The sequence below is a fragment of the Nocardia sienata NBRC 100364 genome, assembly GCF_001613205.1.
GTDB lineage: Bacteria > Actinomycetota > Actinomycetes > Mycobacteriales > Mycobacteriaceae > Nocardia > Nocardia sienata.
The window spans coordinates 143,425-167,951 of the sequence record NZ_BDBX01000024.1; the positions used below are offsets into that span (position 1 = coordinate 143,425).

At 66.6% G+C, this 24,527-nt stretch carries 33 protein-coding genes; 18 read left to right on the plus strand and 15 right to left on the minus strand.

The features are described from left to right. Window positions 1-21 precede the first annotated feature (21 nt). Complete coding sequence (locus tag NS4_RS15120) at window positions 22-828, plus strand: enoyl-CoA hydratase family protein (protein WP_439955789.1); 807 nt, start codon at window positions 22-24, stop codon at window positions 826-828. Window positions 829-834: 6 nt separating this feature from the next. Beyond that, on the plus strand, window positions 835-1,440 hold the full coding sequence (locus NS4_RS15125; protein ID WP_063060162.1) for a TetR/AcrR family transcriptional regulator: 606 nt from the start codon (window positions 835-837) through the stop codon (window positions 1,438-1,440). 84 nt (window positions 1,441-1,524) lie between these two features. Here the strand turns inward: NS4_RS15125 and NS4_RS15130 are convergent, their stop codons facing one another. Then, entirely contained in the window at window positions 1,525-2,001 is a 477-nt protein-coding gene (locus NS4_RS15130) for a type II toxin-antitoxin system VapC family toxin (RefSeq protein ID WP_063060163.1), read from the minus strand. Beyond that, window positions 1,991-2,260, minus strand: coding sequence for a type II toxin-antitoxin system Phd/YefM family antitoxin (locus NS4_RS15135; RefSeq protein WP_063060164.1), 270 nt, complete (start codon window positions 2,258-2,260; stop codon window positions 1,991-1,993). The genes NS4_RS15130 and NS4_RS15135 overlap by 11 nt, the downstream gene beginning before the upstream one ends. A gap of 186 nt (window positions 2,261-2,446) precedes the next feature. Between NS4_RS15135 and NS4_RS15140 the strand changes: the two genes are divergently transcribed. After that, window positions 2,447-2,824, plus strand: coding sequence for a TspO-related membrane protein (locus tag NS4_RS15140; RefSeq protein WP_063060165.1), 378 nt, complete (start codon window positions 2,447-2,449; stop codon window positions 2,822-2,824). Here the strand turns inward: NS4_RS15140 and NS4_RS15145 are convergent. From NS4_RS15145 to NS4_RS15155, 3 genes are read right to left on the minus strand one after another with little or no spacing between them, the layout of a single operon-like run. Next, on the minus strand, window positions 2,801-3,454 hold the full coding sequence (locus tag NS4_RS15145; RefSeq protein WP_063060166.1) for a response regulator transcription factor: 654 nt from the start codon (window positions 3,452-3,454) through the stop codon (window positions 2,801-2,803). The two genes, NS4_RS15140 and NS4_RS15145, sit on opposite strands and share 24 nt — an antisense overlap. After that, complete coding sequence (locus tag NS4_RS33400; protein WP_063060167.1) at window positions 3,445-4,572, minus strand: sensor histidine kinase; 1,128 nt, start codon at window positions 4,570-4,572, stop codon at window positions 3,445-3,447. The genes NS4_RS15145 and NS4_RS33400 overlap by 10 nt, the downstream gene beginning before the upstream one ends. 2 nt (window positions 4,573-4,574) lie before the next feature. Further along, window positions 4,575-5,228, minus strand: a complete 654-nt coding sequence (locus tag NS4_RS15155) for a DedA family protein (RefSeq protein WP_063060168.1) — start codon at window positions 5,226-5,228, stop codon at window positions 4,575-4,577. A 155-nt stretch (window positions 5,229-5,383) separates the two neighbouring features. Here NS4_RS15155 and NS4_RS15160 point away from each other — a divergent pair, with 155 nt between their 5' ends. The 5 genes from NS4_RS15160 to NS4_RS15180 all read left to right on the plus strand — a co-directional run bounded on the left by NS4_RS15160 (window position 5,384) and on the right by NS4_RS15180 (window position 9,104). Beyond that, the gene (locus NS4_RS15160) at window positions 5,384-6,487 is read left to right on the plus strand and encodes a serine hydrolase domain-containing protein (protein WP_063060169.1); all 1,104 of its coding nucleotides are present in this window, start codon (window positions 5,384-5,386) and stop codon (window positions 6,485-6,487) included. Between the two features lie 213 nt (window positions 6,488-6,700). Further along, complete coding sequence (locus tag NS4_RS32660; protein ID WP_063060170.1) at window positions 6,701-7,021, plus strand: WXG100 family type VII secretion target; 321 nt, start codon at window positions 6,701-6,703, stop codon at window positions 7,019-7,021. Between the two features lie 19 nt (window positions 7,022-7,040). Further along, window positions 7,041-7,346 (plus strand): WXG100 family type VII secretion target, encoded by a 306-nt coding sequence (locus NS4_RS15170; protein ID WP_063060171.1) that lies wholly within the window; start codon window positions 7,041-7,043, stop codon window positions 7,344-7,346. 139 nt (window positions 7,347-7,485) lie between these two features. Then, on the plus strand, window positions 7,486-8,694 hold the full coding sequence (locus tag NS4_RS15175; RefSeq protein WP_063060172.1) for a polymorphic toxin type 24 domain-containing protein: 1,209 nt from the start codon (window positions 7,486-7,488) through the stop codon (window positions 8,692-8,694). After that, window positions 8,691-9,104, plus strand: coding sequence for a hypothetical protein (locus NS4_RS15180; protein ID WP_063060173.1), 414 nt, complete (start codon window positions 8,691-8,693; stop codon window positions 9,102-9,104). The genes NS4_RS15175 and NS4_RS15180 overlap by 4 nt, the downstream gene beginning before the upstream one ends. A 685-nt stretch (window positions 9,105-9,789) precedes the next feature. On the opposite strand, the gene NS4_RS15185 is transcribed toward NS4_RS15180, so the two are convergent. Next, window positions 9,790-10,158, minus strand: a complete 369-nt coding sequence (locus tag NS4_RS15185; protein WP_063060174.1) for a hypothetical protein — start codon at window positions 10,156-10,158, stop codon at window positions 9,790-9,792. Between the two features lie 311 nt (window positions 10,159-10,469). Here NS4_RS15185 and NS4_RS15190 point away from each other — a divergent pair, with 311 nt between their 5' ends. The 4 genes from NS4_RS15190 (at window position 10,470) to NS4_RS15200 (ending at window position 13,234) form a co-directional block, all read left to right on the plus strand. Beyond that, window positions 10,470-11,366: a helix-turn-helix domain-containing protein gene (locus NS4_RS15190; protein ID WP_063060175.1), complete on the plus strand. Its 897-nt coding sequence runs from the start codon at window positions 10,470-10,472 to the stop codon at window positions 11,364-11,366. Further along, window positions 11,363-11,572: a DUF397 domain-containing protein gene (locus NS4_RS31530; protein ID WP_084487296.1), complete on the plus strand. Its 210-nt coding sequence runs from the start codon at window positions 11,363-11,365 to the stop codon at window positions 11,570-11,572. Before NS4_RS15190 ends, NS4_RS31530 begins: the two co-directional genes overlap by 4 nt. A 433-nt stretch (window positions 11,573-12,005) precedes the next feature. Then, window positions 12,006-12,968, plus strand: a complete 963-nt coding sequence (locus NS4_RS32230; RefSeq protein WP_157106064.1) for a hypothetical protein — start codon at window positions 12,006-12,008, stop codon at window positions 12,966-12,968. Beyond that, window positions 12,965-13,234 carry a hypothetical protein gene (locus NS4_RS15200; RefSeq protein ID WP_063060177.1) on the plus strand — a complete coding sequence of 90 codons (270 nt, stop codon included), beginning with the start codon at window positions 12,965-12,967 and terminating at the stop codon, window positions 13,232-13,234. Before NS4_RS32230 ends, NS4_RS15200 begins: the two co-directional genes overlap by 4 nt. A gap of 206 nt (window positions 13,235-13,440) precedes the next feature. On the opposite strand, the gene NS4_RS15205 is transcribed toward NS4_RS15200, so the two are convergent. The 3 genes from NS4_RS15205 to NS4_RS15215 form a co-directional block, all read right to left on the minus strand. After that, complete coding sequence (locus NS4_RS15205) at window positions 13,441-13,827, minus strand: VOC family protein (protein WP_063060178.1); 387 nt, start codon at window positions 13,825-13,827, stop codon at window positions 13,441-13,443. Continuing rightward, window positions 13,817-14,482, minus strand: coding sequence for a helix-turn-helix domain-containing protein (locus NS4_RS15210; protein WP_245665420.1), 666 nt, complete (start codon window positions 14,480-14,482; stop codon window positions 13,817-13,819). Before NS4_RS15210 ends, NS4_RS15205 begins: the two co-directional genes overlap by 11 nt. Before the next feature lie 209 nt (window positions 14,483-14,691). Further along, window positions 14,692-15,309, minus strand: a complete 618-nt coding sequence (locus NS4_RS15215) for a TetR/AcrR family transcriptional regulator (RefSeq protein ID WP_063060180.1) — start codon at window positions 15,307-15,309, stop codon at window positions 14,692-14,694. Between the two features lie 52 nt (window positions 15,310-15,361). Here NS4_RS15215 and NS4_RS15220 point away from each other — a divergent pair, with 52 nt between their 5' ends. The 3 genes from NS4_RS15220 to NS4_RS15230 all read left to right on the plus strand — a co-directional run bounded on the left by NS4_RS15220 (window position 15,362) and on the right by NS4_RS15230 (window position 17,638). Then, window positions 15,362-16,264 (plus strand): alpha/beta hydrolase, encoded by a 903-nt coding sequence (locus tag NS4_RS15220; protein WP_063060181.1) that lies wholly within the window; start codon window positions 15,362-15,364, stop codon window positions 16,262-16,264. A gap of 126 nt (window positions 16,265-16,390) precedes the next feature. Further along, a complete protein-coding gene (locus NS4_RS15225) occupies window positions 16,391-16,921 on the plus strand; it encodes a VOC family protein (protein ID WP_063060182.1) in 531 nt (176 codons plus the stop codon). 192 nt (window positions 16,922-17,113) lie between these two features. Then, entirely contained in the window at window positions 17,114-17,638 is a 525-nt protein-coding gene (locus tag NS4_RS15230) for a DUF1990 domain-containing protein (protein ID WP_063060183.1), read from the plus strand. A gap of 138 nt (window positions 17,639-17,776) precedes the next feature. On the opposite strand, the gene NS4_RS15235 is transcribed toward NS4_RS15230, so the two are convergent. Both NS4_RS15235 and NS4_RS15240 read right to left on the minus strand, forming a co-directional pair. After that, window positions 17,777-18,187, minus strand: coding sequence for a PPOX class F420-dependent oxidoreductase (locus NS4_RS15235; protein WP_063060184.1), 411 nt, complete (start codon window positions 18,185-18,187; stop codon window positions 17,777-17,779). 138 nt (window positions 18,188-18,325) lie between these two features. After that, window positions 18,326-19,219, minus strand: a complete 894-nt coding sequence (locus NS4_RS15240; RefSeq protein ID WP_218020353.1) for an oxidoreductase — start codon at window positions 19,217-19,219, stop codon at window positions 18,326-18,328. Window positions 19,220-19,518: 299 nt separating this feature from the next. Here NS4_RS15240 and NS4_RS15245 point away from each other — a divergent pair, with 299 nt between their 5' ends. Both NS4_RS15245 and NS4_RS15250 read left to right on the plus strand, forming a co-directional pair. Continuing rightward, window positions 19,519-19,896 carry a hypothetical protein gene (locus NS4_RS15245; protein ID WP_063060186.1) on the plus strand — a complete coding sequence of 126 codons (378 nt, stop codon included), beginning with the start codon at window positions 19,519-19,521 and terminating at the stop codon, window positions 19,894-19,896. A gap of 112 nt (window positions 19,897-20,008) precedes the next feature. After that, window positions 20,009-20,332, plus strand: coding sequence for a hypothetical protein (locus NS4_RS15250; RefSeq protein ID WP_157106065.1), 324 nt, complete (start codon window positions 20,009-20,011; stop codon window positions 20,330-20,332). Between the two features lie 23 nt (window positions 20,333-20,355). Here the strand turns inward: NS4_RS15250 and add are convergent, their stop codons facing one another. Then, a complete protein-coding gene (add, locus tag NS4_RS15255) occupies window positions 20,356-21,567 on the minus strand; it encodes an adenosine deaminase (RefSeq protein ID WP_218020352.1) in 1,212 nt (403 codons plus the stop codon). Window positions 21,568-21,686: 119 nt separating this feature from the next. Continuing rightward, window positions 21,687-22,613: an alpha/beta hydrolase gene (locus NS4_RS15260; protein ID WP_063060188.1), complete on the minus strand. Its 927-nt coding sequence runs from the start codon at window positions 22,611-22,613 to the stop codon at window positions 21,687-21,689. Window positions 22,614-22,690: 77 nt separating this feature from the next. On the opposite strand from NS4_RS15260, the gene NS4_RS15265 reads away from it, so the two are divergent. Next, on the plus strand, window positions 22,691-23,320 hold the full coding sequence (locus NS4_RS15265) for a TetR/AcrR family transcriptional regulator (protein ID WP_063060189.1): 630 nt from the start codon (window positions 22,691-22,693) through the stop codon (window positions 23,318-23,320). Window positions 23,321-23,336: 16 nt separating this feature from the next. On the opposite strand, the gene NS4_RS15270 is transcribed toward NS4_RS15265, so the two are convergent. Next, entirely contained in the window at window positions 23,337-23,987 is a 651-nt protein-coding gene (locus NS4_RS15270; RefSeq protein ID WP_063060190.1) for a hypothetical protein, read from the minus strand. Window positions 23,988-24,096: 109 nt separating this feature from the next. Beyond that, the gene (locus NS4_RS15275; RefSeq protein ID WP_063060191.1) at window positions 24,097-24,516 is read right to left on the minus strand and encodes a winged helix-turn-helix transcriptional regulator; all 420 of its coding nucleotides are present in this window, start codon (window positions 24,514-24,516) and stop codon (window positions 24,097-24,099) included. Between the last annotated feature and the right edge of the window lie 11 nt (window positions 24,517-24,527).

Sequence of the window (24,527 nt, forward strand, 5' to 3'; positions counted from 1 at the left end):
CCTCAGAAAGGCAGGGCCGCCGTGACCGATACCGAGACCCGGGTCGTCGACTATGCCGTCGAGGACGGGTTCGCCACCCTCACCCTCGACTCCCCGCACAACCGCAACGCCATCTCCGCGCGTCTGGTCACCGAACTCCTGGCGGGTCTCGACCGCGCGGCCGCCGACCCGGACGTGCGCGGCGTCGTCCTGACCCATACCGGCGCGACCTTCTGTGCCGGAGCCGACCTCAAGGAGGCCGTGGACGCCGACCCCGCCGCCGCCTCCGATATCCGCACCCAATGGATGGTGCGGCTGTTGCGTACCATCCTGGAACTCCCGAAACCGGTGATCGCACGGGTGGACGGGAATGTGCGCGCCGGTGGTATGGGACTGCTCGCGGCCTGCGATATCGCCGTCGCCGGCCTGTCCAGCAGTTTCGCGCTCACCGAGGCACGGCTGGGCCTGGCGCCCTTCGTCATCTCGCTCACCCTGCTGCCCCGGATGAATCCCCGCGCCGCCGACCGGTATTTCCTGACCGGTGAGACGTTCGACGCCGATACCGCCGAGCGGATCGGCCTGATCACCCTGGCGACGAACGACCCGGCCGCCCGGACCGTCGAACTACTGGACGAACTGCGCAAAGCCTCCCCACAGGGCCTCGCGGAGAGCAAACGCCTCACCACCGCGCCGATCCTGGCCGAATTCGATCGCTGTGCCGACGAATTGGCGGCCCGCTCGGGCAGTTTCTTCGGCACCGAGGAAGTGATCGAGGGGATGACCGCGTTCCTGCAACGGCGCCCGCCCCGCTGGGCCGTCCCGGCCGCCGAAACGCCCTCGGCAGAATAGGCCGCTATGGCGACACCCCACGAACCCAAACAGGACCGCAGCCGGGCCACCCGGCAGCGGCTCCTCGAGGCCACCATCGACTGCCTGGCGGAAAAGGGCTGGGCAGCGGCGACGGTGGCGGTGGTCGCCGAACGGGCCGGCGTCTCCCGGGGGGCGGCCCAGCATCATTTCCCCACCCGGGAAGACCTCATCACCGCCGCCCTCACCTACATGTTCGACACCCGCAACGCCGGGGCGGTGACGACGGCGACCACCGAACCCGGTTTCGCTCGAACCGAGGCCGTGGTCGCCGGCCTGGTCGAGTCCTACACCAGCCGGCTTTTCAAAGCGGCCCTGCAAGTGTGGACACACGCCGCCGCCGATCCCGCCCTGCGCGAACGTATTGTTCCGCTCGAGGCCCGTTTCGGGCGCGGCGCACACCATCGCGCCGTCCAAGAGCTGGGGGTCGACGACTCCGACCCCGTCACCCACCATCTGGTCCAGGCCACCCTCGACCTCGCTCGCGGCCTGGGGCTGGCCGATGTACTGACCGATGATTCGGCCCGTCGCAAACAGATCGTGCACCAGTGGGCGGTCACCCTGCACGAAGCCCTGGAAGCCAGGCAGATCTGACGTCCGGCCCGGTTACCTGCTTGTGGCCGCCCGGGCCGCAACACTTCGATCCGCTGCCCGGTACTCGGTGACACCGACATATCACTACTCGGCGAGGCCGACCGGCGATATTCGCGGCCGAGTGACCGCCCGGACCGTGACCAGCCCGTCGAGACCTTCGAAGTCGTCCGGATTGGTCGTGTACAGCGGCAGGTCTTCGGCCAGGGCGATCGAGGCGATCATCAGGTCGGCGATACGGCGCCGCGGTTTGCGACCGGCAGCGATGACGGCTGCGCATATCCGGCCGTAGGCACGAGCGGCCTCCGCGTCGAAAGGCACGGGATCGAATTCGTGTTCGGCTCGCTGTAGCGCGTCGAGACGTCGCGCTCGTTCGGCGTACTCGTCGTAGCTGCTCTGCTCGGCATTGCCACGGACCTCGTGCGGTCCGGCCGATAATTCGGCCAGTGTGACAGCCGTGATCGCCATCTCGTCCGGAAGCTCTGCGGGATCCACCCAGCGACGGAGAATCACGATGTTGGTGTCGATCAGCCCACGTGTACGGGCCGGACGGTCAACGATCATAGGGGTCGTCCAGGTACTGCTCGGCTGTGGCGTCCTGGTCGGCGCGGAAGGTGCCGGGGTCGAGACCGGGTGCGGTCTGTGACATGGCCGCGAATTCTGTCCGCGGAACGAACCTGCGGCGGCGCCGCAGGGGCACCAGTTGGCCGATCTGGTGGCCGTCGCGCGTAACTGTGAACGTCTGCCCGTCCTGGACGGCGTCCATTATCTCCTTCGATCTGTTGCGTAGGTCCCGCTGCGTGATTTCGGGCTGAGCGCTCATAGGACCAGGATAGAAGGGTGTGCTACGTGACGCCACTGGGTGCCACACCGCAACGGTGAAGTTGTAACCGCTGTTCGAGCACGGTGCGCCGTGGGGACTGACCACCGAAAGACCCACCTTCGCCCCGCCCCGGCAACGGCTGTTGCAACGGCAGATGTCGGACACGGGGTAGCGGCGCTCGCCGCAGTGATCGGTTCGGGCGCGCTGGGCGGTACACCGATCGCCGAGGCCGCCGACGGGGCGCTCGCGGCCGACGCCACCTTCGTCGCTCCCGGCGGGACAGCCTTCGTCATCTGGTCGGTGCTGTACATCGGTTTCCTCGCGCTAGCGGTCTGGCAACTCCTACCTGTGCAGCGGGGGAACCCGCGGGTACGGGATGTGTGGTGGGCGATCGCCCTGTCGCTGCTGCTCAACGCGCTGTGGATCGCCACAGTGCAGCTCGGCTGGGTCTACGTCAGCGCCGTGGTGATACTCGCACTAGCGGTCGCTGCCGCCGTGGTGGTAGCTCTGTCGGCGATCCCGCCCGACGATATGACTCGCTCAACCGTCCGACTGCGCACGTAGGTGTTCCAGTATCGCCAGCACCCTGCGGTTGTGCGCTTCACCGGCCGGCAGGTCGAGTTTGACGAATATCGCGTTGATGTGTTTTTCGACAGCGCTGCGAGTGATGAAGAGGCGTTCGCCGACCGCCGCGTTGCTCAGACCCTGGGCTATCAGTTCGAGCACTTCGCGTTCGCGGGCGGTGAGCCGTTCGATCGGAGACCCGGCGCGACTGTGCTGCAGGAGTTGCCGGACCACTTCCGGGTCGAACGCGGTGCCGCCCGCACCGACCCGCTCCACGGCGTCGAGGAAGGAATCGATGGCGGCTATCCGGTCCTTGAGCAGATAGCCCACTCCGCCGGTGCCGGTGAGGAATTCGGCCGCGTGCCGGCGTTCGACGTACTGGGAGAGAACCAGCACCGGGATTCCGGGTTGTTCGCGGCGGATCTCCAGGGCGGCGCGGATTCCCTCATCGATGTGATCGGGTGGCATCCGCACATCGGCCACCACCAGGTCCGGCGGACGCCGCCGAACGGCGTGCAGCAGTTCGACCGCGGTGCCGACCGAGTCGACGATCTCATGGCCTTCGGCCGTGAGCAGCTGGGCCAGGCTTTCCCGCAGCAGTGCCGAATCTTCGGCAAGCGTTATCCGCACGGTACCTCCGCGGTGATGGTTGTCGGCCCGCCGGCCGGGGAATCGACGGTGAACGTACCGTCGAGCGCGTGGATCCTGGCCGCGATACCGGACAGTCCGTGCCCGGCCGGGTCGGCGCCGCCGCAACCGTCGTCGTGGACGCGCAGCCATACGGTATCGCCGGTCCGACCGACCGCGATCTCGAGCGTAGCGGCGCCGGAGTGTTTGATGGCGTTGGTGATGGCTTCGCTGGCAGTGAAGTAGCAGGCCGATTCGACCGGTCGAGGCGGCCGGGCGGGTAGGTCGATATCGAGACGCGTCGGCAGCGGGGTGCGGTCGGCCAGCGCCTCCAGCGTGGCGTGCAGCCCGTCGCGAGCCAGCATCGCCGGATAGATCCGCCACGAGACGTCGCGTAGGTCGTCGAGCAGCTGACCGGTTTCGGCCTGTGCGCGCCGGTGCAGATCCGCGCGTACGCCGGTGTCGGTTTCGCGGTTCACCCGCGCCAGGATGATCGACAGGGCGACCACTCGCTGCTGGACGCCGTCGTGTAGATCGCGTTCGATACGGCGTCGTTCCTCGTCGATGACCTCGGTCACCTCGGCGCGGGTGGTGGTCAGCCGGGCGACCCGCTCGGCCAGCTCGCCCGCCCCGGGCAGGGCGAAAACCTGCCACGCCCACAGCTCGGCCCGAATGACCCCCAGTAGCCCTTGTACGGTGAGGAAAGCGAAGATCAGCCCCGGTACCAGGGCCACGACCACGGCTTTCCAGCTGATCTGGCCGGGTTCGGTGGCGTCGACCACCGGCACCGCCGCACCTGTCGAGGCGCCGTAGACCAGTGCCGCGCCGACCACCACCCCCGCCCCGAGCAGCGTCAACATCACACCGCCCAGTAGTCCGAGTGCGATCCGCAGGCTCAGATAACCCACCGCGCGCCGCCCGGTGGGTTCCCCGGCCGGAGTCTCACCGAGCAGCAGGCTCAGCCTGCGCCGTTCCAGAGCGATAACTCGCCGCGGGTGGCGTGGACCGAACAGCCCGGCCACCGCGGCGGCGAGATCCAGCACAACGGTGCCGACACCGAGCGCAGTGCCGATGAGTACGGCAGCGCAGCGGCGCGCGCCGCGCTGTGGCAACGTCCTCATCGTCACATTCTCACTTGCCGCGTCCGCCGGTAGCGGGCCCACCCTCGGACGCAATACACCGCCACCGCTACCAGTACGACCAGGATCACGAGTTTCTGCAGGATCCCCGCGTAGGTCTCCACCACCGGCCAGTTCTCACCGAGGAAGTACCCCGACAGCACGAACACCGTATTCCAGATCAGACTGCCCGCGGTGGTGAGCAGGGTGAATCGTCCGATCGGCATCCGCTCCACACCGGCGGGGATGGAGATCAGACTGCGGAAGATCGGGATCATCCGTCCGAAGAACACGGCTTTACCGCCGTGCCGGGCGAACCATTCCTCGGTGCGGTCGAAATCCGACAACTGCACCAGCGGCATCCGATCGATAATCGCCCGTAGCCGGTCCCGGCCGAGCAGCACGCCCAGGCCGTACAGTGCCAACGCGCCGACCACCGAGCCGAGCGTGGTCCCTACGAGCGCCTCCGCCAACCCGAATCGACCTTGGCTCGCGGCAAAACCGGCCAGCGGCAGAATGATCTCGCTGGGCAGCGGGGGAAAGAGGTTCTCCAGGGCGATGGCGGTGCCCGCTCCCAGCCCGCCGAGCCGTTCCATGAGGTCGACCGCCCAGGCGGCTACCCCGGTCAACTCGTCGGTGGATTCCATTGCAATAGGCATATTCCGAAGCTAGGAATCGGCGGCGCCACGCACAGTGGTGTCGTCCACCCGGTTCAGTGGGCCCGACCGCAGTGCCGCGAGTGTGGTTTTCCGCACCTCGGGCGGCGGGCCTGCACCCTCGCCGCTACCTCGCCCGATCTCTAGCTTCGAGATTCATGAGGCAGAAGTTGCTCCGTTTCGGAATGGTTGTCACCGCCACCGCCGTCGTCGCGCTCGTTGTGGCGGTCCTCGTCCTGGTCACCGCCCGTGCTCAGGTGACAGCGAATATCGTCGCCGTGACGGCGCGACTGACCGACGCCGATGTGGTACTGCGGGTTTCCGACCGCGACGGCCACCACGACATCGCCGCGGCGGGCAGCGGCATCGATCAGAATGCCGACTCGGGGCCGGCGACTCGGTTCCGGATCGGAAGTATCACCAAGACCTTCGTCGCGACGGTCGTACTCCAGCTGGTGGACGAGGGCCGGATCGACCTGGATGCGCCGATCGCCCGGCAGTTACCCGACCCGATCCCCGGTGGTGAGCAGATCACCGTACGCCAGCTGCTCAACCACACCAGCGGTTTGTACGACTACATGAAAGAGAAAGGGATGTCGACGAACCGATGGCGCGGGGACGACCGCTTCGCTTCCTACCAACCCAGGGAACTGCTGGCCACCGCACTGCGCCACGAACCGTACTTCGCTCCCGGCACCAGGTTCCGCTATTCCAACACCAACTACATCGTGGCCGGTCTGCTGATCGAGCACGTCACCGGCCGTCCGTACGGCACCGAGATCGCCGACCGTATCCTCACCCCACTGGGGCTGACCTCCACCACCGTCCCCGGCAATGATCCAGGCGTCGCGCAGCCCGCGCTCGCCGCGTCCCGCACCATCGACGGTGAACGGACCTCGGTCACCGATATGAACCCGTCGCTGGACTGGGCGGCCGGTGAGATGGTCTCCACGACCGCCGATCTCGAGAAGTTCTTCGCCGCCCTGCTGTCGGGCGAGCTGACCAGCCCGTACGCACTGGCGCAGATGCGGCGGACCGTTTCGATGGGCGGTATGGGTTTCCACTACGGCTTGGGCCTGCAACGCTTCGATCCGCCGTGCGGGGACTCGGTGTGGGGTCATGGCGGTGAGCTACTCGGCTGTGTTTCCTACGCCTTCCGGTCGGACCGCGGCCGTGCGATGACCATGGTCACCGCCTCCGCCGACAGTTCGAACGAGCTGTCGATGTTCGCGGTGGTCACCTCGGTGTACTGCCTGGAGTGACCGCTCCGCCACGGCGACCTGGGGCCGCCCGGCGGCGCGGCAGTCGGTCCTTGCAGAGATCGATCTCGCGACGGCGCTGTGGCGCGGAGCCGCTCGGCGGTAGGATGCCGGAAGTCGCCGGGGCGGTGCTGGCAGGGAGCCCGGTTCGGTCGATACTCGGGTGCTCGAAGCGATTGTCGGGGCAGCCGCGGTTCGATCATCGAGGGGGACGTTGTGGCCGATCCGGCCGATTCGGCGCCGGCGATTCAGGTCGTACCGGACCATGTGCTGGACGCCGGCAAGTACGTCCAGCTGACCGCCGACAACCTGGTGAACGCCCTGCGGGATCTCGATACCGATATCGATGCCGTACTCGAAGTGTGGAAGGGCAACTCCGCCACCGCGTATCGCGCGGGCTGGGACGAGACCAAACAGGGGGCCGTCCGAGTCCTCGAGGCGTTGGCGACCATCGCCGAACTGCTGGGCGTCACCACGCAGACATTCGTCGAGCAGGACGACAGCAATTCGCGGAGCTACCCGTCGCTCAATCTCTGAAAATAAAGGGGGAACCGTCATGCCCGAGCCGTCCGAGGCCTTCCAGGTCGATCTCGACGAACTCGACAACCTCACCGCCCGTGCCGCGAACTTCATCGGTTTCCTCAACGACAGCCTCACCGGCCTCGAGCAACGGATGGCTTCCCTGCACCAGGCCTGGTCCGGTGACGCGGCGATCGCGCAGGCCGACGCGTTCCGGCAGTGGTCCGCCGGGGCCACCGACGTTCGTGAAGGTGTCGACGCCATGCGTCAGGCCGCAGTCGACGCCCACACCCGGTACACGACGGCCATCCAGACCGTGCAGCGCATGTTCGGCCCGCGCTGACCCGAGCCCGGTACATGAACTTCATCAACGTGGACCCGGTCGTCTACTACGAGGCGGCCACCATCGTGAACAGGCGGCGGCCAGCGCCTTCTTCACCGCCTATGACCAGCACCTGCAGGCATTGAAAGGCACCGCTGCGATGGTAGGCAGCGCCGGGCCGGGCAAGGAATGGGCGACCTCCTACGACAGCCAGGTCCGCGAGACCAACAACCTGGTCACCACCCTGATGCCGGCGCTCGACAAGTACCCCCGGGTCTTGAACCAGGCGGGGTATGTCTACGCGAGTAGCGACCACGACCCCAAGTCCGGAACCCCCGCGCCACAGAAACCGACCGACCCACCGCTCGCCTATGTCACCTGCGCCCAGCCACCGCCGTCAGCGGGAGGTCCGGGTAGCGGCTTGATCGACGACGGTCTGGAACTGGCGAAGAAGATCGGTGTCGACCTGCCGGTTCCCGACGGTGACACCGACAAACTCAACACCGCCGCCACCGTCTGGAACAGCTTGGCCCACGCACCGGGCACCACCAACCTGCCCGTGGAGCTGGAACGCGCGGCGGCGATGTTCCAGCAGGTCACAGCCCCCGAAGTGGCGTCGATCGACGAGGATCTCCGGGAGATCAAAACCGCTGCCGAAGACCTGCTGGCCGTCTTCGCCGATATCGCCGCCTCGTGTGCCGCCCAGAAAACCGCGCACGACAACATGAAGGCGCGGCTGCACGACCTGCTCGCCCAGTTCGCCGACGAACTGAAGAAGCAGATCGCCATCACACTCGCACTTTCCGTCGCTGCCTCCGTGGTCAGCTTCGGAATAGGTGGCGGTGCTGTGGCGGCCATCCGTGCGGGCAAAGCCGTCGATCTGGTCAACGATCTGGTCAAAGCGCTGCGCAGTATCGTCGCCGCGGCCGGGCTGCGGACAGTGGTCGCCGTGACCCGTTCCACCGGCGACACCCGCGCCAAACTCGAACGCATCCACGACCTCATCGAAACCATCGAGGATGTCATCGATGCCAGTGGGTCCCAACCGACACTTGCTCAGAAACTATCGACAGCACAGGTGTGGACGAATGGGAACCTTCCGGTCATCAATGGGCCGCGAAACGGCTATATCGTGAAGAAGGATGCCAGCGGGAACATCACGAACTACTCATATTATGACGAGGACGGTGTGGCAACCAGTCGAGTTGATCTCACCGGAAAGCCCCACCTCGACAAGAAGACAGGCCAATATATTCCGGTGCCCCATGTTGTAGAGGTGCAGAAAAATGTGAATCCCAAGACCGGCGAAATATTTGCCAAGACGCTCAGTGATACCGTGCGCCCCGCTCTGCCCGAGGAGATCCCGTGACCGATCCCGACAAGACCCCCGTCAGCCTGGAGATCGCATTGTCGAACTCCAGGAGTCCGGATGGCCTCACCAGGGACTCCGCCATCTACGAACTCGCGAACTTCATCCACGAAGACAGCGCGGTGAGACGTCTGCACGAGATGCTGGACGACGAGATCGTCACGATGCAGGTCGATTCGGCCGATGTACTGGCGAGACTGGGTGGATTGGAGGGCCTTTTTCTGGTCTTGGACGAGATCGGGCGACGGCGCGACGACCCTGATGCGGATTACATCGCGAATAGACTTTACGAGTTGGATGCTGGTGGGGAGGTGGAAATACTGGAAATGATCGAGCCGGTCGTCGGGCAACTGTCCGATAATGGCTTGGTCGGGTTTCAGCAACTGAAGAGGCTCCGAGGCCGGGAGTAGGTCTCGCTCTGGAAAGTGACAGCTGTCTATCGGGGGCTACGACGCGACTCGATGTTGTCCGCAGCCCGCGCATATTCAGGGTCTAGTCGCGGAGGGCAGCGGCGCAGATCGACTGCCCGGCGTGGGCGAAGTGCGCCATATGGGTGACCCCGTCGAGTCCGGTTGTTGCGCCGAAGGCTGCGGTGTCATTGGAGTACAGGTGAAACGCGGATCGTTTACCAGATCGGTGATAATCGCGGCACGTCCGGTGCCGAAGTTGTCGACAGCGGTGACACTCCCGCCGCGGGCGAGCAGGCGCCGGCAAAGATGTGAGCCGAGGGACCGGCTTCTCCGCGACGATCAGATGTTCGCAACAGTGCTTTTCGTCGGTACCGCCGGCGGGTGGGGTCGGGTGTGATACAGCCGTGTACGACCAGAGTCGCGAACGCGGCGCGTTTGCGGGGGCAGTCGTGTTCACGGTGGTGACGCATGGCGTTGTGGGCGTCGTCGACGCTCAGCGGTCTGCCGGGCAGGGCGCACGTCCACGCCACCGTCGCCGGGGTGATCGAGGTCCGGTGCCGCGCTCGTCGCGTGCGACGGTCGGCGGGGGGCGGTGGTTCGGCGGGCCATACGCAACCCAGCGCGGAGGACACGGCAAAGCACACGACCGCCACGGATGCGCTGGTGATCAGAACGTTCCACGCGTTCATACCCGCCCGCCTTCCGCTTTCGCGACCGATGTACTGGCTGTCCACACGGTGGGTGGGCATACGGTTTCCAGCCGGTATCCGAGATCGCAGAACAGGTTGGGACGGTCGTCCACCTGGCCGAGGTCGAACGCGATGATCACCTCGGCCCCGAGTTCGGTGGCCAGTGCGCGCACATAGGTGAGCGGGTTCGGTTCGTCGACGGGTGGGCGCACGGTGTACAGGTACCGATAGCCGGATTTTCTGGCGTGACATTGGATCTCGTGCGCGTGACGCGGGGCATGGTGGGCAGAGATATCGACGCGGACGAAACCGATCGCGGTGGCGCGGCGCTGAGCTGGACGTTCTGGGACATACGGATACGGCACGGGTCCTCCCGAAAGTAAGAATCGAATGCGTTACATGTCCGCACGAGACCGACCGGACGGAGCGCGCAGAGCGCGGAGGTGGTCGCGCGGAACTCGATAGAGCTCACGAGGGTCGGGGTGACGATGGTTCCGCCCGCGGTGTCACCCGTTCTCCTGACCCAGCACACCACGGGATATACGCTGGTCCAAGCCGAATCGGCAGGTGCGGACGAAAGTGATGCATAGTCCCAGAACGTGATTCGATTTCGATTCCGGCGATGATTCGATTTCGGGGTGCCCGATGATTCGTTTTTCCGAACGGAGGTAGCGGTATGACCAGTGACGAGGGGGCGGAACCGTCGACCCTGCCGCGTCGGCAGTTGGGCCGGTTCCTACGGGAACACCGGGAGGCCGTCGGATTGAGCCTGGCGAAGGCCGCCGCTCTGGTGGAGTTGAGTCAGGCGGCGCTACAGCGCATCGAGGCCGCCAAGACGAGGAAGGTGCGCGCGGTCGACGTGCGTGCGCTGTGCGAGCTGTACGAGGTGCCGCGCGATGAGGTGGTTCGGGCGCTGGACCTGGCGGAACAGGCGAAGGTGACGTCGTGGTACACGGCGTTCGCGGGTCTCTACAGTGATCCGACGTTCAATATGTACGTGGGGCTTGAAGCCTCTGCGCGGAAGCTGACCGTCTACAACGAAATTGTTCCTGGTCTTCTGCAGATACCCGACTATGCACGTGAGCTGATCGGTGGTTTCTATTCGAGCAGCGGTCCGGAAGATCTCGACCGTCGTGTAGAACTGCGCATGCGACGGCAGGCCATTGCTACGCGACGAGCAGCTCCGATTCAACTGGATGTGCTGCTTCACGAGTCGGCGCTCCGGCGTGTAGTGGGTACACCACAGATCATGGGGGCCCAACTACGTCACCTGGCCGAGGTTGGTAAGCGGCCGAACATCACTATCCGCATCCACCCGTTTACGAGCGGATGTGCCAGTGGTCTGTTGCACGGTCCGTTCATGCTGCTCGATTTCGGGGTGGACGAGAAGGGGAGGACAGTAGAGCCGCCCCTGGTGTACTTCGAGGGAGTCGGTAAGCCCGATCTCTACCTCGAGAACGCAGACGACGTACGGCGCTACGATGAGCTTGCTTCGGTTATCCGAGGCGCAGCGCACGACGAAGAGCGCTCGCGAGAACTGCTGAGGCACATTGCAAGGGAGTACGAAGCGTGAAGTCGGAGCTATCCGCAGCGAAGTGGTTCAAGAGCAGTTACAGCAGTGGCCAGACAGAGTGTGTCGAGGTGGCTTGGCTGCTGACCGGGGCGGCGGGCGTGCGGGATTCGAAGAACACATCCGGCCCTACTCTGCGGTTTGAGCCGGAAGCGTGGGACGACTTCACGAAGGGAATCCGAGCGGGCGGTTTCGAATCTCGGCCGTGATACACCATTACGGAATGCCCCGGTAGTCCAGGCAGTCCGCTCGGTGGCTCCCGGAGCAGTCCTGGCGGTCCCGCCGCACCGATGTCGGGGCGTACGGTCGACGGTCCCGGAACGACACAGCCCGCTGCGGCGGTACGAGTACCGGTACCAGCACAGCAACTGAGGCGCGTGCCGAGATTCCCGGGCGTTCCCGTCCCGTATCGCCGCGCGCCGACGCCGACTCTGCCGAGCTGATACGCATGACGCGGCTGCCGCCGATCGAGGTGTTTCAGTGCTGCTCACCGAAGACTCGACCCGCCGACTGCGACGGGCTGTAGAGTCCGGGCCGGCTGCCGCCCTCATTTGCTTCAGGAAACTCCCGCTATGAGGCATCATCGAAGCATGGGTCCACCGGCGGGCTGGGCCCATCGGGGGATCCAGGCTCAGGATCGGGATGGTCTACCCGGGCCGAGGCACAACTGTGGGCGCCCGTGGTCCGGCCCGTCGTGGCAGCGAGGTCGATTTGAACAATGGAATTCTCGGGGCCGCCTCGCGGGTCACCGAAAGCCTGGTCGGCAACCTGAGAGAGGCGTCCGATCATATTGCGAACCGCATGTACAGAGATACTTTTGTCGACGGTATCTCAAAAGGATCAGGTCATGAGTCCGAGGCCGACATCCACGGCAGTAATCAGTTCGACAAAAAAGGTTACGATGATACCGATGCTTCCGCTGCCGGGTTGAATCGGGCAGGGGGTTCGGCCGAAGAATACCTGAAGAGAATTTACGGCGATCGGTATCATGGGGACGGCTCGGACAAGGCTCGCGAGTATGCTGATTCGTTGGCATCATTACCGGACCGATTCCATCGCATCGTGGCGGACCATATGAAGGAATATTCCGAAGGGGGGATCTGGCTCGGCGCCGGCCGATTGCACGACCTCGGCCATGCGGCTTGGTCGGCAACGAAACGCCGGGACCAGAAGCCCGGGGGTTGGCCCGACGGTACGACCTGGGACGATGTCGGCGGCGTGTACAGCGAGAGGTTCCGGGCGCTGCTCGTCGGTCACACGCAACACTCCAGAATAGATACCGCGCCGCACGAATTCGGCCACGCGCTCGATGACGCTCTCGGCAGACCGAGCAAGGAACCGGTGTTTTCTCAGTTTCACACCATCGTTCTCCGCCACATCCAGCAGACGAGCCCGAACATTGCGGAATATTTTGCCCGGCCCGGCGAGGCCGGGAAGCGCGAGCTGTTCGCCGAAGGCATCGCGTGGCATAACAAAACCGTGCAAAATCCGCCCGGCGGCGTCAACAGCACCGCGCAACCAGAGTTCTACGGTTCGGTCGCCGCAGGTCGTCATCTGATTGCCTTTTATCAGGCTCTGGACAGAGAATTGGGGATTACGCGATGAGTGAAGAACACCCTTTGGCCCGGCGTCTCGACGACGGACGTATCCTGCTGCGCTACTTCGGGCATGAACTCGACGGCGATATCGTCGACGGCTCGATCATCCTCGGCCCCGAGGACCCGACGTACCCTGACTGGGACGCCGAGATCGTCCGCTGGGAGCAAAGTCCGAAACCGCTCGACGACACGCTCGACTACGTACCCATCGATTACGAAGACCTGTCCATACTTCCGAAACCACGTCCGGACGACGGAGACCGCCCCGGGTGATCGCGGAGCCCGCCGTGATCCTTGCCGGTCACCACCCGGCTGCCCACCGGACTCCGCGCGCACCCAGTTCAGGTAGAGCGGTTCACGAGCCGCGACGCCGGCGTCCTCGGCTGCCGCCGTGCCGAGCACCCCACGCGCCGCGCCGCACTGCGTCCGGACCGCCGCCCACAACGGTCACGGCACCTACGCCCCACCCGTGGTGGTCTCTAGCGGTGCTCACCGCTGATCACCCACAAATGCCCGAATGGGTCCTCGACCCTGCCTTGCCGCTTGCCGTATGGGCGGTTTTCGACCGGGATCACCAGCTCGGCCCCCAGTCGCACCATGCGGTCGGCTGTGGCATCCGGGTCGGGCACGTTGGCTGTGATGAGGACCGGCGAGCCGCCGACCGAGCGCGGGTCGTGCCACCCCCACTCCGCGACGCTCTGAGCCAACGCGAGAGTGGACGAACCGACCATGATTTCGACGTGGTTGACCACACCGTCATCGCCTGCCACTCGGAGGGTCAGGGTCGCGTCCAGGGCCTTGGTGTAGAAGTCTATCGCCGCGTCGGCGTCGGATACGAGCAGCTTGGGAAGGAGTTCACCGGTCATGCTTCGAGGATCTCCGGGAACAGCCGCCCCGGGCTTGTAGATTTCGGCCCTCCTCTGCCAGCCATGCCGAAGGCGTTGTGTCCATGAGGGTGTTGAAATCACGCACCAGGTGACTCTGGTCGTGGTAGCCGCTCGCGGCGGCGACCTGAGCCCAGGAGCTCGCCCCGTCGCGGGCCCGCTCGGCTGCCGCGGCCAGGCGTGCGACACGTGCCGCGAATTTCGGGCCGACCCCGAGCTCACGCTGCATGACATGGCGCAAGCGACGCGTGCTCAGGTGGGCATTTCGAGCCACATCTTCGACAGACACTCGCCCGCCGGTGGTCCCGATGAGCTTCAGCGACTCGAGGACGTCATGGGATACCTCCGGTTCGCCGGCTCGGTCCAGGTGTTCGAGGAGGCGAGTCCGCATCAGCCGCTCGAGTCGCTCCGGCGGGTGGTCCGCCAACTCCTCGCTCAGCCGGCTCATCCACGGCAGCACAGCGATGGCGTCGAGCCCGCCGGCATCCAACTCCCTGAGTGGTACCCCGGCGAGACGGCGCATGGCTGCGGGGGACAGTTCCACATACACCGTCGGCTGGTGTGACCGGAGAATCAGGGACGGAGAGGGCACCCCGGGCCGCATCAGCCCGGTAACGACCGCCTGGGGGTGCCGCACGCGCCCGTTGTACCGAACCTCCATGGGCCCGCTCAGGCTGACGACCAGTCGCGCAGACAAGGCCGGTAGAGCTCTGTGTACGCGAGGGCGGCCTGTGTGTTCGCTCGCGGCAACCACACCGATACCGGCCCGGCGAGCTGCCTGATGGAGTTCCACCAGCGCATTCTCCCACTGCGGGCGGCGTCTCCTCGGGAGCGCCCGGTTGTGGGTCAGAGCAGGTGCTGGTGGGTCAGCGATCTGGTCCAGAAGGCGATGACGGCTTCCAGGCACTCGTCTGTGGTCCTGCCTTCCGGCGGGTCGAGTACTGCTCCGTGGACCTGTGCTTCGACGGCTTGGACGAACAGCAGGGCGTGTAGGCCGGGGTCGGCGCCGCCGACCCCGAGGCGGCGCAGGTGGCCGGCGACTTCGGCGGCGAGGCGCCGTTCGAGTTCGCGTAGTCGGGCGAGGGTTTCGGGGGTGCGCGGCGATTGTTCGAACAGCAACCGGTGCGTCTGTGGCTGGGCACGGTGTAGGTCGGCGACCGCGGTGATCAGCCGGTGCACGGTTTCGTCCAATGGTGGCTCGTCGACGCGTAAGGATGCGGCTTCGGTGAGTAGGGCGGCGGTGGCCTCGCGCAGGTGTCGGTCGGCGAGAGCGTAGAGAAGGGCGTCTTTGTTGGGGACATAGTGGTAGAGCGTGCCGATCGAGACACCGGCGAGCGCAGCGACCTTATTCGTGGTGGTGGCCGCGTAGCCGTGTTGTTGGAAAAGTCGAGCAGCCGCGTCCAGGATCGCGTCGAAGGTGAACTCCGATCGCTGCTGGCGCGGGGTTTTCCGAGGTGTGGACATTGGGCCCCGAAGTCGAGTTGTCAAAACCGAGTATTGCTCGAATTATTGTGGCATGCACGCCTCCTATCTCGCTTTCCTGCCCACCGACCTGCGACCCGAACCCGCGCTGCGACCGGAGCGGACATGGTGGGATTGGCGCGGCCACGGCGTGCATGTCGAGCGTGTGGTCCGACCCGAAGCGCCGGTCCGTATGTTGCTCGTGCACGGCGCGGGCGGGCACGCCGGGGCGGTGTGGCCGTTTGCGGCGTTGGCGGCCGGACAGGGCTTCGAGGTGGTGGTACCCGACCTACCGGGCTACGGGCACACTCGGGTTCCCGCGAGCCGGAGTATCCGTTACCCGGATTGGGTGGACTGCATCGCCGACCTCGTCCGGACCGAGCACGCCGCCGATCCCCGGCCGCTGGTGCTCCTGGGGGCCAGCATGGGCGGCATGCTGGCCTACGAAGCCGCCGCCCGTACCGATTTGGCCGCCGCGGTCATGGCGACCTGCCTGATCGATCCGCGACTGCCGCAGGTGCGTAGCGCGATCGCCCGGCACCCATGGCTCGGCCGCTACGGCACGCGGATGCTCGTCCCCGCCGCCGACAACATCCGGGTCCCGATCCGGTGGATGGCGAATATGCCCGCCATGTCCGGCAATTCGGCGCTGAGCGATCTGATCTCCACCGATCCGCTCGGCGGCGGAGTTCGTATGCCGTTGGGGTTCTTGCGTACCTACCTCGGCTCGGCGCCGTACGTCGAACCGGAGAACTTCACCGCCTGCCCGGTGTGGCTGGTTCATCCCGGGGCCGACACCTGGACGCCACTGTCGTTGAGTGAGCGGTTCTTCGAACGTATCGCCGCTCCGAAGAAGCTGACCGTGCTCGCCGACGCCGGTCATTACCCGATCGAAACCCCCGGCATCCATCAACTGACCCGCACCCTGGCCGAACTCCGTGCCGAAATCGCTCCCTGAGACGTAGCGATACCGCGCTCGCGGCCGAGGTATCGCGCACCGGTTGCGGAACGGCAATTGAGGACATAATCCGACCGCTGTCACCGCTACCGTCACGGTCGTACCGCAACCAGCGAGAGGATCGAGATGCCGGAACACACCCAGCCCGCGGGCTACACCACCGTCGCGCCGTGGGTCGTCACCGACGACACGGGGGCATTCCTCGATTACGTCGCCCAGGTGTTCGGCGGCGTGGAACTGGGCCGGGTGCGGACCGCGGACGGGAAGATCGGGCACGGCGAGATCCGTCTCGGCGATACCGTCGTTCTCGCCTTCGACCGGCACGAGGACTGGCCTTTGCTGCCGAGTCTGCTGCGAGTGTTCGTGCCCGACGCGGACCAGGCGATCGCGAAGGCCACGGCGGCCGGCGGACGGATCGTCACCCCGCCCGCGAACGACGCCTTCGGGCAACGCGGCGGCCGGGTCGCGGATCCTTTCGGCAATATCTGGTGGGTGATCGCTCCCGTCGAGGAGGTCGCCGAGGACGAGATGTGGCGGCGGTTGCAGGAACCGGTGTATGCCGAGGTCATGCGGGTGGCGCAGGAGACCCTCGATGCGGAACTCAGCGATCGGGGGTACGGGCGCAGCAGCGCGCCGATCGGTCCCGCGGCCGGCTGACCGGGGTCGGCCGCGTTGCCCCGCGCAGCCGATCGGTCTCGCGGCCGGCCGACCGGGGTCGGCCGCGCTGCCCGGTGCAGCCGATCGGTCCCGCGGTGACCGGTGGGGTCGCGCGGCCCGGTGCAGTCGGCCTTTCCGGCGTGTCGGCCCGCCGTTCTCGCTTCGACGGCTCGTGGCGACGAGGATCGGGGTATGAGCGAATCGCCGGACGGTCCCGCTTTCACCTACTCCGAGATCGGCGCGACTCGTGGTGAGTTGCCGCCGGGATATCAGCACCTGCGGGTGCGTCGCCCGTTGGCTTCCGGCGAGGCGGAATTCCGGCGGCTCGGCGCGGCGCTGATGCGCTATCGGATACAGCGCGGGCTGGGAATCCTCCAGGAAGCCGACACGCCGGTCGCCGAGCCGGGCACGGCGGTTACCGTCCGGCTCGGGATCGGCCGGTTCGGCCTGCGCGCGCCGTGCCGGGTGGTGTACGTACTGGACGAACCGGACCGGATCGGGTTCGCCTACGGCACCCTGCCGGGACACCCGGTGAGCGGGGAAGAACTGTTCTCCGTCGAGTACGACCGAGAAACCGATATTGTGTACGGCCTGGTCACCGCGTTCTCCCGCCCCCCGAACCGGTATCTGCGCGTGGGCGGGGCACTGGGCGCACCGGCGCAGCGGGCGGCCGCCAGGGTCTACCTCGCGGTGCTGCGCCGGACACCACGGGAGTGACGCACCGCGATCCGCGCCGCCCGGCCGAAGGACGGCCGCGTCCGGCGAGGGCGTCGAGAACGCGAGTCGGCCCGCATCGACGGCGATCCGCCGGCGGGCACGGTGAACGGATATCTCCCCAGGATCCGGCGGGGCCGGTCAGGCCGGCGTGTGGACGGTGCGCCGCACCTGTACATCGCCGGGTGAGAACGCGCGGCCGGCCAGATTGAAACTCCAGGACACGGTGGGTGTGATCCGCATATAGGGGGCGGTCCCGAACCGGCCGGCCCGCTCCACGAGTTCGGCGACCCCGTAGACACGCAGGTATCGCGGGATCCAGGGGTCTGTGGAGACGAGATCGTCGATCACGACGGCGACCTTCGTGTGGCCCCGTTCGACATTGCGATACTTCCTGGTCCGTGCCGGATCGTGACCACCGATGTAGATATGGGTGCCGTCGAACTCGTAGCCCACCGGCGCCACGTCGGGCTGCCCGTCCGGGCCCACGGTGGCCACCCGCGCGAGGGGCTGGGAGCGCAGATAGGCGACCTCTTCCTCGGTGAACGACATCGGGAACCTCCCTGTGCGAGTACGGAGATCCCGTGCTGATCGATCCCGCACGGCGATCGTCGAGGCCATGATTATTTCGCGGGTGACCGCCACGGCCCGGCCGCAACGCACCGGGCATCGTGAAAAGTCGCGACCCGATCAGGACAGACCGAACCGGACGCCGGTGAGTTCCTCGGAGACCTCCCAGAGCCGCTGTGCCGTGTGCACATCGCAGGCCTGCGCCGAACGGCCGACGAGGGTCGGGTACCCGTGCATCTCCCCGCGACCGTCCGGCCCGACATAACTCGCACCCGGCAGGTCCTGTGTCGCGGCGAAGAGCGTGGGCAAGGCTGCTTTCTCCGGCGTCTGGGCGAGAAAGCGGCCGGCCAGGTGCACGATGCCGACCAAGAACTTGTTGCGGTTCGCGGTACCGAGTTCGGTGGCCGCGTATCCGGGATGCGACGCCATCGCGCGGACCGTGGACCCGGCCTGCCGGAGCCGGCGTTCGAGTTCGAGGGTGAACAGCAGATTGGCGAGTTTGGAACGGCCGTAGGCCTTCACCGGGCCGTAGCCGCTCGCGGCGAAATCCAGGTCGTCGAAATCGAGGGTCCCCACCCGGTGCGCGCCCGAGGCCAGGTTGACCACACGGTCGGTGATGTGGGGCAGGAGCCGATTGGTGAGCGCGAAATGGCCGAGATGGTTGGTGCCGAATTGCATTTCGAAGCCGTCCTTGGTGCGGCCCTGCGGGACCATCGCCACCCCGGCGTTGTTCACCAGAATCGAGATCTCGCCCGTCCACGCGTCCGCGAATTCGCGGACCGAGGACAGGTCGGCGAGATCGAGCCGCCGCACCTCGTTGCTGCCGCCGATCCGGCGTGCGGCCTCGTTCCCGCGGCCGATATCGCGGACCGCGAGCACCACATGCGCCCCGGCCCGGGCCAGGAGGGTGGCGGTGCCGAATCCGACGCCGCTGTTGGCGCCGGTGACCACTACGGTGCGACCGTCGAAGGCGGGCAGATCGGCCGCGGTCCAGTGCGGAGAACTCATGTCCAGACGGTAGCGCGGGCGCACACGTATATGGCGCGGTCACGGGAAAATAGTGCGTCGCCTGCGGTTACGCGCACGACACCTGCCACTGCGGCCGCGGCGAAATGGCCGGAAGCGGCGAATGCCGCGGGGTCGGGCGGGTAGCGTGTGGGTCGCGATCCCGGGATAGCGCGCGGCACATCCGGGCTCGGTATTCCCCTTGCTTTCCGGTCGAGCTTTTCGACCTGGTGGTATCAGCAGTTCGTTCGATCCGTCGGCAATGGAAAGGGTTGTTGATGCATCGCTTTCGCAGGACTGTGACAATCGTGGCGTCGACCGTGGCCGCGCTGGGCGTGGCGTTTGTGGTCACTGCCCCCGCGGCGCCCGCCGCGATCACCGAATTCGCATTGGCGCCGGGCGGCGGCACGGGCAGCTCGCCGGCGCCCTACGGCACCCACTGCACCTACATCGCGACGGCTACCGCGGGACCCGGGGAGTTCGTCAGTTTCTACGACAGTCAGAAGGGTTCGTTCGATCCGCCCGGGGTGATTCTCGTCGGTGCATCCGGCACCGTCACCGCGGAATGGACTCCGGAGGTTCCCGGCACGCACGAACTGCACGCCGTGAACATCGGTAGCGAACAGTCGCTCGAAGTGGAGGTCGGCTCCGGCCTGGACCTCGGCTCGGCCTGCCCGGTGTGGTGACCGGCGGCGTGAACGCCGTGTCCGGCGGGCACGGGATCTTTTCGGAATCCGGCAGGAGAGACGGACACAGACCTGTCGCGTGAAGCGCGGCAGCCGGCGGAAGGGGTAACGCATGGGGGATACACGTCGCGCTCGTCGTTCGGGCGGCGTGGGCGCCGCGATCGAGCGGGCCGTCGCACTGCTCGACGAGGGATTGCTGCGCAATGAACTGATGGTCGCGGCTCTCGTGCTGTCCTCGGTCAACGCCGTGATGGGTCTGAGCTCGGACGGGCTCGGCTGGAAACTGGGGTACTGTGCCGCCGGGTTCCTCGGCGTGACGGCGTCGTTGCTCGTGATGCGCAACGACCGGCTCCGGCAGTGGCCGGCCCTGCTCGCTATCTCCGTTCTCGATGTCGTACTGCTGATCGTGTACGGGCGGATGTCCGGGAGTCTTTGATCGGCAAAGGCATTCGAGTGCGATCAGCCGGGCGTAGCGCCGAACGCTGCGTCGCCGGTTTCACGCAGTTGCTGCCGCACGGCGTCGTCGCACAGCGATCCGTCGACGCCGGCCCGGTAGGCGGAGGCCGGGCTGATACCGAGTCGCTCGGCCAGCTCGTATTCCTGACCGAGCGTGGTATCGAACAGCGCGGGGTCGTCGGTACCGATACTGCAGCGGACCCCGGCCTCGCGCAGTCGTGGTAGCGGGTGTTCGGCGATATCGGCCACGACACGGGTGGCGACGTTCGAAGTCGGGGTCACGCGAAGTATCGTTCCCCGATCCACCAGCTCGGCCATGAGAGCGGGATCGCCTGCCGCGGCGATGCCGTGCTGTAACCCGTCCGGATTCCAGCGCAGGACATCCCGGATGGCCTGCACGCCCCCGGCCTCCCCCGCGTGCGGCACGATTCCCAGCCCGCCGTCGCGGGCTATGGCCACCGCTCGATCGAACTCCGAGACGTCACCGCGCGCCGATTCGTTGCCGCCCGCGTCCAAGCCGACAATGCCCCGGTCCCGGTAGCGCACTGCCCATTGCGCGCACTCTTCGGCCAGGTCGCGGTCGACTCCCCAGATCAGGCTGGGCATAGCGCGCACGGTGACGCCGTAGTGTTCGGCCGCCGCGGCGATGCCGTCGGTGACACCGTCGAACATCGCCGGATAGGGGATACCGTCCCATTTATTGCGATTGATGGGTGAAAAGGTGGCTTCGATGTACTGCACGCCGTGCGATTTCGCCTCGAGAGCGTAATCGAGAACAGCCCGGCGGAAGTCGTCCTCGGTGCGCATCGTCCCGGTAGTGGTCCGCCACATCTCCAGGAAGTGGCCGAAGTCTCGGTACCGATACAGCGCCGACAACGCCTCCACATTGTCCGCGGGCAGCGCCACACCGTTGCGGCGGGCCATGTCCAGCAGCCTTTCCGGCCGGATCGTGCCCTCGAGATGGACATGTAGTTCGATCTTCGGATACGGGTCGGCGGATCCGCCGGGCGGTAGCGGCGCACTGCCGGGACCGCCGCCGGAGTCGTCCTCCCCGGGCCGCCGGCCCGAATGTGCCGACGACGAGCGTGAGGAGTCACCGAGGCCGGAGGGATGATGAAAACCTCTGTCGGCGCCGGAAAGTTTTTCGGCCGCACCCTCGAATCGCCGGGCGAAGGGCCTGATGCCTCGGGTGGCTTCAGGCCCTTCCATTCTCATGAAGCAACTGCTCAGGTCTCGGGCGGCTCGGAGAACTATCTGCGCGAGGTCGTCCGACCGGATCAGCACAACAAAACCCTCTGTACTTCCGCTGCGGCCTGCTGGGCCCGTTCGGGACTTTAGCCGAATTGCGCGCCTGGGGCGCGCCGGTTGCCCACGTCGCGTCGCCGACCGAGATGCTCGGTGAGAAAAGCGATCTGGTCTGCGACGATCTGCTCGACCACCGGTGGGTGATAGACGGTGAAATGGTCGGCATCGTAGTGCTTCACCACAGCGCGAGGTGCACGGGCGGCCACCCGGGCCGCGATGGCCGGATCGATGAGGTTCTCGCGGTCGCAGGCGCAGACCAACAGCGGGCACCGCAGCCGCGGTGCCGACGATGCCGCGTTGTAGAACAGCATGCCGAGGCCGGAGGCCGCTGTGATCCGGTTGTCGAAGCGATATCCCGGCGGTGTCACCGATTGCCAGCCCGCGAGCGCTCCCGGCTGGGTGACGAAGGCACGCTCGCCGGGTTCGCCCACCAGGGGAACATAGCGCCGGGAAAGACCCAGTGTGGCGCGGACGAGATCGGAGACTATCGGCAGCGTGAACCGCAGCAGGTGGCCCACCCCGGCCCGGGCGACGACGGCACGTCCGCTGAAAACCGGGCATTGTACGACCGCCGCGCGCAGATCGTGGTGACGGGCAGCGGCGGCCAGGACATGGCTGGCGCCGAAGGAGGTGCCCCACAGCGCGATCCGGTCGGCATCCAGTTCGGGGCGGGAGCGGGCGAAGGCCAGCGCCGCGTCGACATCCTCGGCGTAGCGGCGCTGATCGACCAGCTGCCGCGGTTCGCCGCCGGATTCGCCGAGGTGGCGGAAGTCGAAGGCCACCACGGCCAGTCCCGCCTGTGCGAACCATCGTTCGTATTGCCCGAGCATCATCTCGTGGGTGGCGCCGCCGCCGTGGACCAGGACGACGGCGGGGTGCGGGCCCGGATCGTCGGGCAGTGTCAGCCAAGCCGCGCAGCGGTCGTGGCCGGACGGGAAATCAGTGCGGATCGTCATGGGACCTCGATTTAGGTACGTTGTACGTGAACGGGACCAAGTTAATCACGTACGTTGTACTTAAACAAGGGAGGGTTATGCCCGCGCCCAGGAAATTCACTCGGGAACAACTGCAGGCGGCCGCGCTCGAACTGGTCGACGAGCAGGGGCTCACCGGCCTGACCATGCGTAATCTCGCCGCCGGACTCGGTACCGGCGCGATGACGATCTACAACTATGTCGACGGCCGGGAAGGGCTCGAAGAACTGGTGACCGAAGCTGTCATGGGCGAGACGCGCTGGGCCGAGACGCCTGGTGACTGGCCTGCACAGGTGGTCTCGGTCGCCGAGGGGATGTGGCGGGCCGTCCGCGCGCATCCGCACGCCATCCCGCTGATCCTGACCCGGCGCAGTTCCGATATCGCCACTCTCGCGCCCGCCGAGGCTCTGCTGCGGGCGCTGGCCCGCTCCGGCAGGTCGGGGGTGGATCTGCTCGTGGCCTTCCGGGTGGTCTCCGGATATGTCACCGGATTCGCGCAGGCCGAACTCACGAGCCCGTTCGCGGCCCGTACGGGCGAGGACCGGGCGGCGGTCGCCGGGCGGGTCGCGGCGCTGCCCGTCGATCGGTTCCCGAAGCTGATCGAGATCGCGGAAGCCGCCGTCGCGGGCGATCCGGGCACCGAATTCCGGAGCGGGCTGGAAATAGTCCTGGCCGGTCTGCGGGCCTGAGTGCTCATGGTCCGGGCTACGGCGTTACCTGGGCCCGCCAGCGTTGGTACGGCCCGCCGCGCGGAGTCATCTTCAATGTCCCGGTGTCGGGCAGGTAGGTGAGCACGGATTTCGGGTAGCCCTGTTCGAAGAGGTAACCGTCCTTCATCTCCCATTTCACCGCGAGAGTCGAATCGGTGCCGACCAACCGCGCGTCGGTGCCTCCCCGGGAGGGGGCGCTGCCGTAGGAGAGGGCGAAGTATCCGCGCGAATCCTCGGCGACGAAATTGACGAGTTGATTGTGCGCGCCGGAATAAGTGCTCGCGCCACTGGAGTCGAAGAACCAGCCCTGCCGCGCCGAACCGTCACAGCCGAGCATGTCGAGGCCGGGGTCGGTGGTGACGCTCGCCCGGTTGCTGCGCCGGGTGTACTCCCGCAGCTGCCAGGTGCCGTCGAATTCGTAGTACCGTCCGGGCTCGCTGGCCAGGCACAGGCGGGCTTCTTCGTTGCGCAGGGCGAACCTGCCGCCGGGGAATCCGTGGATGGTCGAAAACGCTGGGCTGCGTTTCGGCGGCCCACCGCCGGTCAACTCGATATCCGGCGCCGACGCCGGTTGTGTCCCGACGAGCAGGCCGGCGATCACGGCGACGAGTGACAGCCCGCCGCCATACGCTCTCATCGATGTCATGCGCGAAAGCTATCAACGCTTCATCGGTGGGCATCGATGGCGCGCGGAACCATTTCGGGGAGTCGGGGTGGCGGTTCGGGTGGTGCGGCCGCCGCGCGGCAGTCGCCGCCTACGGTCGGGTGGCGGCGTCGGCTCGTGACCGGGCGTGGCGGCGCTGGGCATCGAGAATTTCGGGCATGCGCGCCTCGATGAAACCGATGAGTTCCAGGAGTCGTGGCGCGGTATCGGCGCCCAGGTCGGTGAGGCTGTACTCCACATGGGGCGGGATGGCGCGGCGGACTTCGCGGTGGACGAAACCGTCGCGTTCCAGCTGCTGCAGAGTCTGGGCGAGCATCTTCTCGCTCACCCCGTCGATGCGTCGGCGCAGGTCACCGAATCGGAGTGGGCCGGCCGCCAGGCCGGCCAGTACGAGAGTGCCCCATCGTCCCGTGAGATGTTCGAGCACCGGGCGCGAGGGGCAGGCCCGAGCGAATACATCGAAGGGCAACGCCGCGGTCGTGCTGTCCGGTGAGGGTTCCGCTACGTCCATACCGTCATGGT